Source organism: Streptomyces sp. NPDC005496, from assembly GCF_042872045.1.
GTDB lineage: Bacteria > Actinomycetota > Actinomycetes > Streptomycetales > Streptomycetaceae > Streptomyces.
On sequence record NZ_JBIAJQ010000005.1, the window covers coordinates 459,339 to 474,799 of the forward strand.

A 15,461-nucleotide genomic window follows, 5' to 3' on the forward strand; every position below is an offset into this window, starting at 1 on the left:
CCGGGTGTGGCGGCGTCACCGACTACTCGGCGATGAAGTCCTCGAGGTCCCGCACGATCGCGGCCTTCGGCTTCGCACCGACGATGGTCTTGGCGACCTCGCCACCCTGGTAGACGTTCAGGGTCGGGATGGACATGACGCCGTACTTGGCGGCCGTGCCCGGGTTCTCGTCGATGTTCAGCTTGACGATCTCGATCTTGTCCCCGTACTCGGCGGCGATGGCCTCGAGCGACGGCGCGATCTGGCGGCAGGGACCGCACCAGGCGGCCCAGAAGTCCACCAGGACGGGCTTGTCGCTCTTGAGGACGTCCTGCTCGAAGGAGTCGTCGGTCACGTTCTTCAGGGTGCCGGCCACGGCGGGCTCCTTAACTCGGTGGTGCGGTGGGGCGGACGGGGGGTCAGACAGTGGTCTTCTCGGGCTCGGCGGTCGCCTCGCCGTCGGCAAGGGCGGCGAGGAAGCGCTCCGCGTCGAGGGCGGCGGAGCAGCCGGTGCCGGCCGCGGTGATCGCCTGGCGGTACGTGTGGTCGACGACGTCACCGGCGCCGAAGACACCGGTCAGGTTCGTCCGGGTCGAGGGAGCGGCGACCTTCAGGTACCCCTCGTCGTCCAGCTCCAGCTGACCCTTGAAGAGCTCGGTGCGCGGGTCGTGCCCGATCGCGATGAACAGGCCGGTCACCGCCAGGTCGGAGATCTCGCCCGTCTGGAGGTTGCGCAGCTTCAGACCCGAGAGCTTGGGGTCACCCTCGATCTCGGCGACTTCGCTGTCCCAGATGAACTTGATCTTGGGGTCGGCGAACGCGCGGTCCTGCATGGCCTTGGAGGCCCGCAGGGTGTCCCGGCGGTGGACGATCGTCACCGACTTGGCGAAGCGGGAGAGGAAGGTGGCCTCCTCCATCGCGGTGTCACCGCCGCCGATCACGGCGATGTCCTGGTCCTTGAAGAAGAAGCCGTCACAGGTCGCGCACCAGGAGACGCCTCGTCCCGAGAGGGCGTCCTCGTTGGGCAGGCCGAGCTTGCGGTGCTGCGAGCCCGTGGTGATGATGACGGCCTTCGCGCGGTGCACTGTGCCGGCGGTGTCGGTGACGGTCTTGATCTCGCCGGTCAGGTCGACGGCGACGACATCGTCCGGAACGAGCTCCGCGCCGAAGCGCTCGGCCTGGGCACGCATGTTGTCCATGAGCTCGGGGCCCATGATCCCGTCCTGGAAGCCGGGGAAGTTCTCCACCTCGGTGGTGTTCATCAGCGCACCGCCGGCTGTGACGGCGCCCTCGAACACCAGCGGCTTCAGCGACGCGCGCGCGGTGTAGAGCGCCGCCGTGTAGCCGGCGGGCCCGGAGCCGATGATGATCACGTTACGGACGTCGCTCACGGCTTGATTCCTCGTCTCTGGAGACTGCTGCGTACTGCCGGTGGGAGCCTCGCTCTGAACTCTCACCCGACCCAACGGATCCTAAGGGCCTTGCATTCCCAGTGTGTCCGGGCACACGGAGTCGGCACAGGGTACGGGGGTGCGGGGGATGACGCATGTCGGGGCCGACCGGCATTGAGACCGCGGCTCGGACACGTGCCGGCGCAGCGTTCGCCGGGCACCGGGTGCTCAGGGCCGGGCGTACGAGCGGGTCACCAGCACCTTGCCCTTGACCGCCGCCTGATCCACACAGGTGGCGTCGATGACGTAGGCCGTGACGCGCGAGGGGTCCGTGGCGTGCGGCAGGACGACGAGGTACGCACTCGTTCCCTTGTAGACGCCCTCGGAAGCGGCGAGAACGGCGTCCCGGCGGTTGACGGCCTGCTGGACGCACTCCGGGATCGGTACCCCGGTCTCCTGAAGGGTCTTCGGTTCGCTGCTTCCGGGCCCTGAGCCGTCGGACTCGGCACCCCACGGCTTCTTGCTGCGGGTGCCGGGGCTCTTCTCCTCGGCGAGCAGTCCCGCGACCTGGTCCTCCAGCTTGCCGTCGGCGAAGGTGTGCGCTTCGTCGGTGTGCCGCTGTGCCGAGGTGGCTGGCGTGTCGCCGGGGTTGCCGTCGGTCAGCGACTGGACGAGGAGAGTGCCGAGCCCCAACGCGGCAGCCGTGAAGACGGCACCGAGGGCGATAGCCCCGCGGCGGCCACGACGCAGCCGAGGGGCACGGCCCGGTCCGGTGGTGGCCCGGGGATGTCCTGCGGGGCGGTGCCCGGCTGAAGCGGGCGATGTTTCACGTGAAACAGGTGCGCTGTCGATGTCCGACCGGGTCGGTGCGGCCGGCTCGTCGTCAGGCGTCGCGGATTCCGGCTCGGGTGTCGTGGCGCTCAGGAGGGCTTCTGCGGCCAGCGCGGCGTCGATGCGCTCCGCCACGTCGACGGGCATACGAGACGGGCCGGGCAGCGTGCCCAGGAGCCCTCGGATCTCTTCCAGGGAGGCGTGGACGTCCGCACACAGCGGGCAGTCGTGCAGGTGCTGCCGGACGTCCGCGCTGCGAGCAGGGGAGAGGAGGCCCTCGGTGAGGTCGGAGAGCTCTGTCACGTCCGGATGCCCGGCCGTGCCGGTCGTGGATGTCACCCTCGCCCACCTCCGCCCTTCATCGCGGCCGAATCGCTTGGTCCCGCTCCCTGTGGTCCTGCTGCCGGTGGGACGGACGTCCCCTGCGTCCGGTTCCGTCCGTCGCCCGACTTCTCTTCGTCCGTGTCGCTTCCGCTCTCCGTACGGAGATGCGTGAGCAACGGCAGCAGTCTGGCTCTTCCACGGGAACAGCGGCTCTTCACCGTGCCCGTGGGTACGTCCAGGACGCGGGCGGCCTCGGCCACGGGATAGCCCTGCATGTCCACGAGGACGAGGGCGGCCCGCTGGTCGGGCGGGAGGGTGCCCAGCGCCTCGACGAGTTCGCGGTGGAGGTCGTTGCGCTCGGCGGGGGCGGACGCCGACTCGTGCGGTTCCAGGAGCTGTTCGAGCCGCTCGGTGTCGTCCATCGGCGAGGTTTTCCTGGACGCGGTCTTCCGGGCGCGGTCCAGACAGGCGTTGACCGTGATGCGGTGCAGCCAGGTGGTGACGGCCGACTGGCCGCGGAAGGTGTGGGCTGCCCGATAGGCGGAGACCAGTGCGTCCTGGACCGCGTCAGCGGCCTCCTCGCGGTCTCCCAGCGTCCGCAGCGCCACGGCCCATAGGCGGTCCCGGTGTCGTCGTACGAGCTCGCCGAAGGCCTCGGGATCACCCGCGACATGGCGGCCCAGGAGGTCCTGGTCGCTCGCGTCGTCGTATGAGCCGTCGTCGGCCACCGGACCCCTCCCCTTCGTCGACGGGCTGTCAGCCGGTGAACTTCACATCCGTTATGGCCTGCTTGTAGCCGGCGCCGCTGAACTCGTCCTTGCCGGCGTAGGGCGCCGCGGTGATCCACACCAGGACGTAGCGCGTCTTCACCGCCTTGTCGGCGGAGATCTTGAGCTGCCGGCCGGAGGTCGTCGCCGAGGCGATCTTCTTCATGGAGCCGAGCGAGGCGGACGAGGACAGCGAGTCCGCCGAGTACAAGGTGATCGTGGTGTGGTCGCCGCCGTAGTTCAGCCCTATCGAGGCCGAGGAGAGGCTGCGCCGGGACCCGAGGTCGTAGACGATGCCCACACCCTGCTTGAAGGGCGCGAGCACCGGACCGCCGTTGTAGGAGTACGTCCGCCAGTACGTCGAGCTGTTGCCGTCGTAGGTCAGGCCGACGTCGGAGGGGTGCTGCGACTTGCCGTCCGGGAAGTACTCCTGGGCGCCCTTGATCGAGATCGGCCTGACCGGCTTGTGCTGGTCGCTGTTCTTGTCGTTGCCGTCCGTGGTCTGCGTCTTGTTGGTCTCGTCGCTCTCGCCACGGTCCATCAGAGCGTCGGCCAGCTGCCAGCTGCCGAGACCCAGCGCCGCGATGAGCAGGGCGGAGACGGCCCACTTGAGGGCTTTGCCCGTACGGCTCTGCAGCGGGGGCGGAGGAGGCGCGACGGGCTGCGTGCTGCCCGGATGCGGCGTCTGCCTGCCGTACGTGCCCTGCTGGTACGTGGTGCGCTGGTACTCGGGCGGGGCGGTGAACGCGGGCTCCGGCGGGCGGATGCGGGGCATCTCGCCGATCGCCCTGACCAGTTCCTCCGGCGTCGTGCACGGCGGGTCCTGGCGCGAGGCGGTCGCACCGTCGTTGACGAGGGCACGCATCGCGAGCTCCGAAAGGCCCCGGTGGACGCCCGCCCGGACCTGGTCGGGGGCGATCAGGCCGACGCCCTTGGGCAGCCCGGACAGACCGTACGCGTCGTCCTCGTACGGCCAGCGCTGGGTGAGCGCCGCGTACAGCAGTGCGCCGATCGCCTCGGTGTCCGTGCGCTGCGGGGTCTCGGAACTGATGCCCCGCAGGGCGGCGTTGACCGCGAGGCCGCGGATGCGCCACTGGCCCGACGAGGAGCGCAGGACGGCTCCCGGGGTCAGCCGGAGGTGCGCGAGGCCCTCACGGTGGGCGGCGGCCATCGCCTGGGACACCTGGGTGACCATCTGGTAGGCGTCGTGCACCTCCAGCGGGCCCGAGGCGAGGAGCGTCGTCAGCTCCGTGGCGTCGGGAAGCCACTCGTGCACGACGTAGACGAGGTCGTTCTCCTCGACCGCGTCCAAGACCTGGACGAAACGGGGATCACCGAGCAGCGCGGACGACCGAGCCGCGGCCAGGACCGAGCGGGCCCGGGTGTGGTCGGCCGGCAGGAGGTGCACGCCGACGGCGCGGCGGAGCTTCTCGTCCACCGCACGCCAGCTGCTGAAACCGTCCAGACGAGTGACGCACTCCTCGAGACGGTAGCGTCTGGCGAGCTTGTGACCGCTGTGCAGTTCGGGCGGTGAGACCTTCCCGGGACTCTCGGTCCCGCCGCTCCCCTGTGCCTCGTCGCTCTCCGTGTCCCGCTCCAGGTTCTGGGCCACCCCGTCGGCCGTGGACTGGTCCGCCTTCGCGGTCAGCGGCTCGTCGCCGCTGTTGTCTGCCACGTCGACGGCAGCCGTGCTCCGTTCCGCCACCGTCGTTCCTGCCTCCCCATCCGTTGCGCGCTGTCCGACGCAGAAACCAATTGTGCCCACAGTCCGGCGCTATGCACGACACACAGCAGCGAACGATGGTTGTGCGCTTACCCCCGGGTCATCGCCCCAGGCGCCCGCGGACCATGCCGACCATTGAGTTGAGCTCTTCGATGCGCATCTTGCGCGCGGCGACGTAGAAGACCCCGAGCAGGATGGCGCCGCCGCCGATCAGGGCGAGGAAGGAACCGCCGACGCCCTGCCCCAGCGACTTGCTGATGCCGTAGCAGGCGGCGCCGCTGAGCAGGGCCGCCGGAATCGCCGCGATGGCCAGCCGCGCGTAGGTGCGCATCACGCGGGCGCCGTCCAGGTCGCCGCCCAGGCGCTTGCGCAGCCGGTTCCAGGCGATGCCGACGCCGATCGCGTAGGCGAGCCCGTACGAGGCGGCCATGCCCACCACGGCCCAGCGGGAGGGCAGGAGGAAGAAGCAGAGCGCGGACGCGCCGGCGTTGACCGCCGCCACGATCACCGTGTTGTAGAAGGGCGTCCGGGTGTCCTCGTAGGCGTAGAAGGCACGGAGCACGACGTACTGCACGGAGTACGGGATCAGGCCCAGACCGAAGGCCATCAGCATGTAGCCCATGTTGGTGGCCTCGCCGGTTCCGGAGGAACCGAAGATCAGGGTGCACATGGGAATGCCGAGGGCCACGAATCCGAAGGAGATCGGCACGATCGCGACGGCCGTGGTGCGCAGTCCCTGAGAGATGTCGTCGCGGACCGCGCCGGTGTCGCCCTCGTTGGCCGAGCGCGAAAGCCGCGGCAACAGGGCGGCCATCAGCGACACGGTGATGATGGCCTGGGGCAGCCCCCAGATGAGCTGGGCGTTGGCGTATGCGGCGAAGCCGGTGCCGTCGACGGGCGAGGACTTGCCCGCCGCTGTGGAGAGCTGGGAGACCACGATGGCGCCCGCCTGGTTGGCGAGGACGAAGAGCACGGTCCACTTGGCGAGCATCGCCGCCTTGCCGAGCCCGTGGCCCTTCCAGTCGAACCGCAGCCGCAGCCGGAAACCGGTCTCCCGCAGGTACGGAATCATCGCAAGGGCCTGCACGACGAGGCCGAGCAGAACACCGACGCCGAGAAGCTTCTCGCCCTCCGGCGGGATGGTCGTGACCTTCATGCCGGAGTTCGCCGCAGAGCCGTACACCCAGATGAACAGGCCCAGGGTGACGATGATGACGATGTTGTTGAGGACCGGCGTCCACATCATCGCGCCGAACTTGCCGCGTGCGTTGAGGATCTGCCCCATCACCACGTGGACGCCCATGAAGAAGATCGTGGGCAGGAAGTAGCGGGTGAAGGTCACCGCCACGTCGTTGGCCGCCGGGTTGTCGGCGATCCCGGCGGACAGCATGCGGACCAGCAGCGGTGCGCCGAGGACCGCGAGCACGGTGAGTGCCCCGAGGACAACCATGACGAGGGTCAGCAGCCGGTTGGCGTAGGCCTCACCGCCGTCCTCGTCGTCCTTCATCGCGCGGACGAGCTGCGGTACGAAGACGGAGTTGAGGCCGCCGCCGACGGTCAGGATGTAGATCATCGTCGGCAGCTGGTAGGCGATCTGGAAGGTGTCACCAAGCAGTCCGACACCCAGGGCCGAGACGATGAGCGCGGAGCGGATGAAGCCGGTGAGCCGCGACACCATCGTGCCGGCGGCCATCACCGCGCTCGACTTCAGCAGTCCCGAGGCACGACCGCCCTTCTTCGGTGCGGGAGCGGCGTGCGAGGCGGCAGGAGCCGCGGCGGGCCCGTTCAGCCCATGCTGCGGGGAGGGCGCGGGCGACGGGCCCGGCACGGCCGCGGACTCGAACGGAGCGCGGGCGCCGTCCTGCTGCTGGTCCCGGAACAGGTGGGCGAAGGCGTCCGGCTCGTGGCGCTCTTCACCGGCCTGCGTGACGAGGTCGTCCACGCCGACGAACTGCGTCGTACGCGGGTCCTCGCCGTACGGCAGGTGCCGCGTCGGGCCGGCGGGCTCCGGCGGGGGCGTCTGGGCCCACACGCGCGGATCGGGTGCGTACTGCTGCGGCTGGGGCTGGGCGTAGAGCGGCTGCTGAGGCTGGTACATGCCCGGGGGAGGCGGCGGGTGCGCGGCGCGGTCGTAGAGCGCCTCGGTGACCGGATCCTGGGCGGAGAGGTCCTGCCCGCGGTACGGATCCTGGTCGTAGGCGTCCTGGAAGTACATGTCCGCGGGGGGCCCCGGTGGCGTCTGGCCGGGCTCGGGCGGCGGACCCTCGGGGTAGCCCGAGTCGCCCGCGCCCTGACCGCGGTCACCGTCGTACGGCGCGTTCATGGTTACCCCACCTCATCGTCCCCGGGCCCACCGGCCACGACATCGCTCAACGGTCCACTCTCTCACCCGTGCCGGACGGGTCGGTGCTTTCCGGTGCGGTGTCCGGTGTCGGGTCACTCGGGTGCTCCGGGCCGCCTGCCCCTGACTCCGTGCCGGACTCCCCCGCGGGGCCGTCCTGGGAGTCCGGGGCGCCGGTGTCCTCAGTCTCCACGGTGCCGTCGGTGTCCGTGTTCAGACCCTCGTCCCCGGCTTCGTCCTGTTCCTGGTCCTCCTCCGCCTGCCGGGCCACCGCGCGCTTGCGCTGCGTGTACATCCGGAACCCGGCGAGGACGAGGAGCAGCACACCGCCGGCGATGACCAGCATCACCGTGGGCGTGATCTCGTTGACGTCCACGTCGAAGGTGACGGCGTCCCCGTACGCCTGCCCGTCCTCCGTGTAGAGCTGGGCGACCACCTTGACCGGGCCGTTGGCGTTGGCGTTGGTGATGAACTTCACCGACTGGCTGTGGCCGCCCGAGACACCGATGGCCCGCTCACCGAAGGGGGCGTCATCGATCTTCAGACGGGTCGGCTGCTCCGACGTGAGGCGGAGCGTGAGGTTGTCGACGCCCTGCACCAGGTTGTTCTGCACCGTCACCGGGATCGTGGCGCTGCGGCCCGAGAGCTTCGTCTCCGACTTGTCGATCAGTCTGACCTGGTCGGTGAGCACCTCTAGGTACGACTTCACCCCGGTGCGGAACGCCGCCGCCTGCGCGGTGTGGCCCCGCCAGGAGGTGGAGGTGCCCCGGTCTATGGCCCGCCCGAAGGGAGTGACCACCCGGGAGGGGTCGATGAGGATCACCTGGAAGCTGTCGAGCTTGCGCTGGATCTCCTCGATGTCCTCGAAGGCCGACCGCGGCAGCTCCTGCCGCGCGTTGCGCAGCGACGAGGGGTAGGAGGAGGCGGACGGGACCCGGCTCGTGGCGTTGGGGTCCGGCTTTGCCTTGGCGGCCGCGGTCAGGTCCTGGGACTGCGACCAGTTCCCGTCCTGGAGCGCCGTCAGTGCCTGGGCCATCGTCTGGGCCTGGCTGCCCGAGGGCATCCGCTGCGGCGCGACCACGATGCTGCGCTGCTTGTCGGGCTGCTGCAGGTTGGTCATCAAGCTCTGGGCGAGGAACGCCTGGACGGCACGCGTCGAGTCGTCCGCCTTGCTCATGTCGCCCTGGAACGCCGTGGACATACGCGCGTCCGCGACCACCGCCGTGGTGCCACCGCCGATGGGCCTGGCTGCGTTCGGGGTGTAGGAGAGGCCGCTGGTCTCCCGCAGGCTGTCGCTGCGGGTGAGCACCTTGTCGGCGCCGGCGGAGGTGGCCACCTTGACGATCGACGGATCGATCGCGCCCTCGACGGGCCAGGCGAAGTCGGTGTTCGGCGTCACGTGCAGGATTGTCTTGACGGTGTCCGAGGCCACGTCGGTGGCGTCCTTGAGACGGCTCAGGGATCCGGTGACGGTCCTGCCGTTGTGCGCGAGCGACGCCAGGTCGGGGTCTGCGAAGGGGAGGGCGACGATCTCCTTGTCCTCGACCGTCTTCTCCAGCTTGTCGAGCCAGGCGTTGGCGACCGACTGGTTCTTGCCCGCGGTGGTGGTGTCGCCTTCGCCCTGGACCCGGTAGCTGTCCCTCATCGCGTCCACGGACGCCAGCAGGTCCGGGTCGACGACCCAGGTGACGTCGAGCTTGCTGCCGAGGGACAGCATCTGGTCCAGCCGGCCGCCGGGGGCGATCTCCTTGGCCAGGTCGTCGTTCTGGAAGACCGGCGTCTGCGCCTCGTTCGAGCCCGTCTCGGCCGTGAGGTGGACGTCGGAGATCAGGGGCCAGAGATACGTCGTCTTCGTCTTGGTGTCCGGGGTCTCCGGCTGCCAGGGCAGGAACGTGCGCTGGATGCCGAGCACCTGCTCGTACGGCTGGCTCGCGGACCGGCCGGACAGCGAGACGCCGAGCTGGTAGACGCCGTCGTCACCGAGATCCAGGTTCTTGACCGGCACCGAGATGCTGAAGTGCTGCGAGATGCCGGAAGCGAGCTTCGGGAACTCCTCGGCGTACTTCTCGTCGACCGGGGCTCCGTCGAAGCCGGGCTGGTACCGGGTGCGCTTGGTCACAGTGTCGATCGCCGTGCGGCTGTTGAGCGTGGGGCCCAGCCGCAGGTCCACTCGAGCGTCGGTAACCGTCTGCTTGCTCTTGTTGGTGACCGTGCCCGAGACGGTGAGGGTGTCGCCGTCGGTGGGGGCGCTGGGGCTCAGGGAGTCCAGGGAGACGTCGACGCCGCCGGAGGACGCCGCGTCGGCCGGGGCGGCCTGCTGGGAGGCGTGAGCGGCCGTGGAGGCGGGCAGCTGGAGCAGGCCGGCCATCAGGGGCACACCCGCGAGCAGCGTCCCGGTGCGCCGCATCCAGCGGCGGGCAGGTGAGGGACTCGTCCCCTGGAAGTCTGCCGCCTCGGCCACGCGCTCGCCCGTCCCTCGTCGTCGTCAGTGGTCGTCGGAATGTGCGTCCACGCATGGTAACGATGTGCGCGGAGGGGAAGTGCCGCGGTCTGCTCCACAAGATCAGGGGGAGGCCGTGGGCCTGTCCTCTATGTGTGTGTATCGGAGGCGGAGTCCCAGGGCGCTCCGGTCCAGGGGTGTGTGCACGTTTAATGGAGGCGCCCGCGGTGGTGCGGGCCACGTACCCTTTTGCGTTGTGCCGAACGCCAACGAAGAGAACCCCAGTGCCCTGAGTCAGGTGCAGCGCCGCGCGGTGAGTGAACTGCTGCGGGTGTCCCCTGTCGCCGACGACCTCGCCCGCCGTTTCCAGGAGGCGGGTTTCTCGCTCGCCCTGGTCGGCGGCTCGGTCCGGGACGCGCTCCTCGGCCGGCTCGGCAACGACCTGGACTTCACGACCGACGCCCGCCCCGAGGACGTCCTGAAGATCGTGCGGCCCTGGGCGGACGCCGTCTGGGAGGTCGGGATCGCGTTCGGCACCGTGGGGGCGCAGAAGGACGCGCGCGTCGGTGACGTGGAGCAGTCCTTCCAGATCGAGGTCACGACGTACCGCTCGGAGGCGTACGACCGGACCTCGCGCAAGCCCGAGGTCTCCTACGGCGACTCGATCGAGCAGGACCTGGTCCGTCGCGACTTCACCGTGAACGCGATGGCCGTCGCCCTGCCGGAGAAGGAGTTCATCGACCCGCACGGTGGCCTGGACGACCTCGCGGCGCGTGTCCTGCGCACGCCGGGCACCGCGGAGGAGTCCTTCTCCGACGATCCGCTCCGGATGATGCGTGCCGCCCGCTTCGCGGCGCAGCTCGACTTCGAGGTCGCCCCGGACGTCGTCGCCGCGATGAAGGACATGGCCGGGCGCATCGAGATCGTGTCGGCGGAGCGCGTGCGGGACGAGCTGAACAAGCTGATCCTGGCTGCCGAGCCGCGCAAGGGGCTGACGCTGCTCGTCGAGTCCGGGCTCGCCGACCATGTGCTGCCCGAGCTTCCGGCGCTGCGTCTGGAGCGCGACGAGCACCACCGGCACAAGGACGTCTACGAGCACACCCTGATCGTCCTGGAGCAGGCGATGGCGCTGGAGGAGGACGGCCCCGACCTCGTCCTTCGGCTCGCGGCCCTGCTGCACGACATCGGTAAGCCCAGGACGCGTCGCTTCGAGAAGGACGGGCGGGTCTCCTTCCACCACCACGAGGTGGTGGGCGCCAAGATGACCAAGAAGCGGATGACGGCGCTCAAGTACTCCAACGAGTTGGTGAAGGACGTCTCGCGCCTGGTCGAGCTCCATCTCCGCTTCCACGGATACGGCACCGGGGAATGGACGGACTCCGCGGTCCGGCGCTATGTGCGCGACGCCGGTCCGCTCCTCAGCCGTCTGCACAAGCTGACGAGGTCCGACTGCACCACGCGCAACAAGCGCAAGGCCATGGCGCTATCGCGTGCGTACGACGGCCTGGAGGAGCGCATCACGCAGCTACAGGAGCAGGAGGAGCTGGACTCCATCCGGCCGGACCTCGACGGAAACCAGATCATGGAGATCCTCGACATCGGACCGGGGCCCGCGATCGGCCAGGCGTACAAGTTCCTGTTGGAACTGCGGCTGGAGAACGGTCCGATGGAGCACGACGCGGCGGTGGCGGCACTCAAGGAGTGGTGGGCCGCGCAGGACTGAGGTCCTGACCGACTTGGGCCGCGCAGGACCGAGGTCCTGACCGACCTGAGGACGAGGTCATGTTTCACGTGAAACATGACGCGGATACGCCGAGGGGCGGTGTTTCACGTGAAACACCGCCCCTCGGCGTATGCCGGCCGAGCTGTTACTTGGTCTCCTTGAGGCAGAGCACCACGTTGTGACCGCCGCCGGTCTGGATGTAGGTGATCGTCGTCGCCGAGACGCTCTTGCACTTGTTCTCGTCGCTGGTGTCGTCGAACTTCTCGAGGACCTTGTACTGCGAGTCGCCCGAGGAGCAGTCGACCGTCTGGAGGTCGGGGCTGGTCTGCGTGCCGTCGTTGTGCATGCAGGCGCCCACGGACGTGGTCTCCGCGTCGCTCTGCCCGAGGTACCACTTGACCCCGTACAGGGCTATGGCGACCAGGATCAGGCCGACGATGCGCATGGCCTTCTTGCCGAAGCGCTTGCCCGCGGTCGGAGCCGGGGGCGGAACGGGGGCGCCGGCCTGCTGGGGGAACGGCGCGTAGGGCTGCTGCGGGGGGACCCCGGGCTGGCCGGGCTGCTGGTCCCCGGCAACGGTGGGCTGCTGGGCGAACGGATTCTGGCCCTGCGGCGGCGGAACGGTCACTTTGGGGGTCCCCCTCGAACGTGATGTGAGCACGTGGCGTGAAATAAGACGCACGTAAGCTACCGGGACTCGCGGGCAACTCTGTAGCCGATACAGGCTCTGTGGCACTGATGTGACACTTACTGCTGCGCAAAGCGGGCCATAGCCACAGCAACTGCCGCGTAGATAACGGCGACCGTGACCACCAGGGGCACCGATCGCCCGTCAGCGGGCAGCAGGAGCGCGGCCACCGCCGCGGCGCCGACGAACGCGACGTTGAAGAGCACGTCGTAAACGGAGAAGATCCGGCCACGAAAGCCGTCATCCACCGCGAACTGCACGATCGTGTCCGTGGCGATCTTCGCGCCCTGCGTGGTCAGGCCCAGCACGAAGGCCGCGGTCAGCATCGGGGTCACGGCGAACGGCAGGGCGAGCGCGGGTTCCAGGACGGCGGCGCCGACGGCGCAGACGGCGATCCAGCGGGCCGGCCCCAGCCTCCCGGCGACCGACGGGGTGACCAGTGCCGCAGCGAAGAACCCGGCTCCCGAGACACCGACGGCGAGTCCCAGGAGGGCCAGACCGTCCTCGGAGTCGGACGACCAGGCGTACCGGCAGAGCATCAGCACCATGACCGTCAGCGCGCCGTAGCAGAAGCGCATCAGCGTCATGGAGGCGAGCGCCCAGGCGGCCTCCCTGCGCGGCGGCTCGGACAGAAGGCGCATGCCCGCCGCGAGCCCGCGGGCGGTGTCCAGGAGTGTCGCCCACAGCCGTGGACGCACGGGGTGGCGGTCCGGGCCCAGGCTGTCCAGAGGTATGCGCAGGGCGGCGAGCGCCGCACACAGGTAGACGCCTGCCGCCAAGAGCACCACGACGGCGTTGGAGTCCACGGTCAGCAGCCGTACGCCGAGGGCCACGGCCCCGCCCGCGGTGGCGCCGAGTGTGCCCGCGGTCGGGGACAACGAGTTCGCGATCACCAGCCGCTCGGGGTCCACCACCCGGGGCAGGGATGCCGACAGACCCGCGAGGACGAAGCGGTTGACCGCGGTGACGCACAACGCGGAGGCGTAGAACAGCCAGTCGGGGACGTGGCTGAGCATCAGAAGGGCCGTCACGCAGGCCAGGAATGCCCGCAGCAGGTTGCCGTGGAGGAAGACCTGGCGGCGACGCCAGCGGTCCAGGAGCACGCCGGCGAAGGGACCTACGAGGGAGTACGGCAGGAGCAGGACCGCCATGGCCGAGGCGATACCGGCGGCGGAGGTCTGCTTCTCGGGTGAGAAGACGACGTACGTGGCGAGCGCGACCTGGTACACGCCGTCCGCGCCCTGGGACAGCAGACGGATGCCGAGCAGGCGTCTGAAACCCTGGAAACGCAGAAGTACGCGCAGGTCACGCACGACGGACATGGGCTCCAGCCTCACATACGAGGAGGGTCCCCGGGCGGATGACCCGGGGACCCTCAACTGCCTCGCGTTGTCGGCGCTTTAGCGCTCGACCTCGCCCTTGATGAACTTCTCGACGTTGGCGTAGGCCTCGTCGTCGAAGTACTGGACCGGCGGGGACTTCATGAAGTAGCTCGACGCGGAGAGGATCGGGCCGCCGATACCGCGGTCCTTGGCGATCTTCGCGGCGCGCAGGGCGTCGATGATGACACCGGCCGAGTTCGGGGAGTCCCAGACCTCGAGCTTGTACTCCAGGTTCAGCGGGACGTCGCCGAAGGCACGGCCCTCGAGGCGCACGTACGCCCACTTGCGGTCGTCCAGCCAGGCCACGTAGTCCGACGGACCGATGTGGACGTTCTTCGCGCCCATGTCGCGGTCGGGGATCTGCGAGGTGACGGCCTGCGTCTTCGAGATCTTCTTGGACTCGAGGCGGTCGCGCTCCAGCATGTTCTTGAAGTCCATGTTGCCGCCGACGTTGAGCTGCATGGTGCGCTCGAGACGGACACCGCGGTCCTCGAACAGCTTCGCCATCACACGGTGCGTGATGGTGGCGCCGACCTGCGACTTGATGTCGTCGCCGACGATCGGGACGCCCGCCTCGGTGAACTTGTCGGCCCACTCCTTGGTGCCGGCGATGAAGACCGGAAGGGCGTTGACGAAGGCGACCTTGGCGTCGATGGCGCACTGGGCGTAGAACTTCGCCGCGTCCTCGGAACCGACGGGCAGGTAGCAGATGAGGACGTCGACCTGCTTGTCCTTGAGGACCTGGACCACGTCGACCGGGGTCTCCGCGGACTCCTCGATGGTCTCCCGGTAGTACTTACCGAGACCGTCGAGGGTGTGGCCGCGCTGGACCGTGACGCCCTTGTTCGGGACGTCGCAGATCTTGATGGTGTTGTTCTCGCTGGCACCGATGGCGTCCGAGAGGTCGAGGCCGACCTTCTTCGCGTCGACGTCGAAGGCGGCGACGAACTCGACGTCACCCACGTGGTACTCGCCGAACTGAACGTGCATCAGGCCCGGCACCTTGGACGCCGGGTCGGCGTCCTTGTAGTACTCGACGCCCTGGACCAGCGACGCGGCGCAGTTGCCCACGCCGACGATGGCTACGCGAACCGAACCCATTCCGGTTGCTCCCTGTGTGTGCTCGGTGAAACCCCGAATGGGCTTCACGTGGTGGTGTCGTCGGACGGATCCGGCCGGGAGCTGTCCCGGTGCCGGGGCAGGCCGCCCGTCTCTCCAGATGTGCTGTCCTGCTGAGCGGTGCCTTCGGGACCGGAGAGCCTCTGGTCCCGTCCGGCCCGCTCACTTTCGATGAGCTCGTTCAGCCAGCGCACTTCGCGCTCCACGGACTCCATTCCGTGCCGCTGGAGCTCAAGGGTGTAGTCGTCGAGGCGCTCCCGGGTGCGAGCCAGAGAGGCGCGCATCTTCTCCAGGCGCTCCTCGAGCCGGCTGCGGCGGCCCTCCAGTACGCGCATGCGTACGTCGCGGGACGTCTGTCCGAAGAACGCGAAACGAGCGGCGAAGTGCTCGTCCTCGTACGCGTCCGGACCCGTCTGCGAGAGCAGCTCCTCGAAGTGCTCCTTACCTTCCGCCGTCAACCGGTAGACGATCTTGGCGCGACGCCCTGCGAGCGAGGTGGCGAGGGCGTCTTCGGGTGTGGACCCCGGCTCCTCGATCAACCAGCCGTTGGCGACCAGCGTCTTGAGGCAGGGGTAGAGCGTCCCGTAGCTGAAGGCACGGAACACACCCAGTGACGTATTGAGACGTTTGCGCAGCTCGTAGCCGTGCATCGGAGACTCGCGGAGCAGGCCGAGAACGGCGAACTCGAGGATGCCGGAACGCCGGCTCATGAACGCCTCCTCCCTGTCGCGGTCACGTCGGCACGGCCTTTAT

12 protein-coding genes are annotated in these 15,461 nt (G+C 69.1%); 1 reads left to right on the top strand and 11 read right to left on the bottom strand.

The genetic code is table 11. The features are described from left to right. Positions 1-22 precede the first annotated feature (22 nt). From trxA to ACFYQQ_RS18180, 7 genes are all read right to left on the bottom strand, one after another. Positions 23-355 (bottom strand): thioredoxin, encoded by a 333-nt coding sequence (trxA, locus tag ACFYQQ_RS18150; protein ID WP_007383275.1) that lies wholly within the window; start codon positions 353-355, stop codon positions 23-25. Positions 356-398: 43 nt separating this feature from the next. Continuing rightward, positions 399-1,370, bottom strand: a complete 972-nt coding sequence (gene trxB / locus ACFYQQ_RS18155; RefSeq protein ID WP_355780484.1) for a thioredoxin-disulfide reductase — start codon at positions 1,368-1,370, stop codon at positions 399-401. A 228-nt stretch (positions 1,371-1,598) separates the two neighbouring features. Continuing rightward, entirely contained in the window at positions 1,599-2,540 is a 942-nt protein-coding gene (locus ACFYQQ_RS18160) for a hypothetical protein (RefSeq protein ID WP_355780481.1), read from the bottom strand. Then, positions 2,537-3,253: an RNA polymerase sigma factor SigM gene (gene sigM / locus ACFYQQ_RS18165; protein ID WP_355780479.1), complete on the bottom strand. Its 717-nt coding sequence runs from the start codon at positions 3,251-3,253 to the stop codon at positions 2,537-2,539. Before sigM ends, ACFYQQ_RS18160 begins: the two co-directional genes overlap by 4 nt. 28 nt (positions 3,254-3,281) lie before the next feature. Continuing rightward, a complete protein-coding gene (locus ACFYQQ_RS18170) occupies positions 3,282-4,997 on the bottom strand; it encodes a protein kinase family protein (protein WP_355780477.1) in 1,716 nt (571 codons plus the stop codon). Between the two features lie 118 nt (positions 4,998-5,115). Beyond that, positions 5,116-7,338 carry a murein biosynthesis integral membrane protein MurJ gene (murJ, locus tag ACFYQQ_RS18175; RefSeq protein ID WP_355780474.1) on the bottom strand — a complete coding sequence of 741 codons (2,223 nt, stop codon included), beginning with the start codon at positions 7,336-7,338 and terminating at the stop codon, positions 5,116-5,118. A 46-nt stretch (positions 7,339-7,384) separates the two neighbouring features. Further along, positions 7,385-9,817, bottom strand: a complete 2,433-nt coding sequence (locus ACFYQQ_RS18180; RefSeq protein ID WP_355780471.1) for a DUF6049 family protein — start codon at positions 9,815-9,817, stop codon at positions 7,385-7,387. Positions 9,818-10,052: 235 nt separating this feature from the next. On the opposite strand from ACFYQQ_RS18180, the gene ACFYQQ_RS18185 reads away from it, so the two are divergent. After that, positions 10,053-11,519 (top strand): CCA tRNA nucleotidyltransferase, encoded by a 1,467-nt coding sequence (locus tag ACFYQQ_RS18185; protein WP_355780468.1) that lies wholly within the window; start codon positions 10,053-10,055, stop codon positions 11,517-11,519. Between the two features lie 145 nt (positions 11,520-11,664). Here ACFYQQ_RS18185 and ACFYQQ_RS18190 read toward each other — a convergent pair whose 3' ends face one another. From ACFYQQ_RS18190 to ACFYQQ_RS18205, 4 genes are all read right to left on the bottom strand, one after another. Beyond that, positions 11,665-12,147: a hypothetical protein gene (locus ACFYQQ_RS18190; protein WP_356163682.1), complete on the bottom strand. Its 483-nt coding sequence runs from the start codon at positions 12,145-12,147 to the stop codon at positions 11,665-11,667. Positions 12,148-12,266: 119 nt separating this feature from the next. After that, the gene (locus ACFYQQ_RS18195) at positions 12,267-13,529 is read right to left on the bottom strand and encodes an MFS transporter (RefSeq protein WP_355791086.1); all 1,263 of its coding nucleotides are present in this window, start codon (positions 13,527-13,529) and stop codon (positions 12,267-12,269) included. Between the two features lie 78 nt (positions 13,530-13,607). Continuing rightward, positions 13,608-14,690: an inositol-3-phosphate synthase gene (locus tag ACFYQQ_RS18200; protein ID WP_355791083.1), complete on the bottom strand. Its 1,083-nt coding sequence runs from the start codon at positions 14,688-14,690 to the stop codon at positions 13,608-13,610. A gap of 44 nt (positions 14,691-14,734) precedes the next feature. Further along, entirely contained in the window at positions 14,735-15,418 is a 684-nt protein-coding gene (locus ACFYQQ_RS18205; RefSeq protein ID WP_355791081.1) for a helix-turn-helix transcriptional regulator, read from the bottom strand. Between the last annotated feature and the right edge of the window lie 43 nt (positions 15,419-15,461).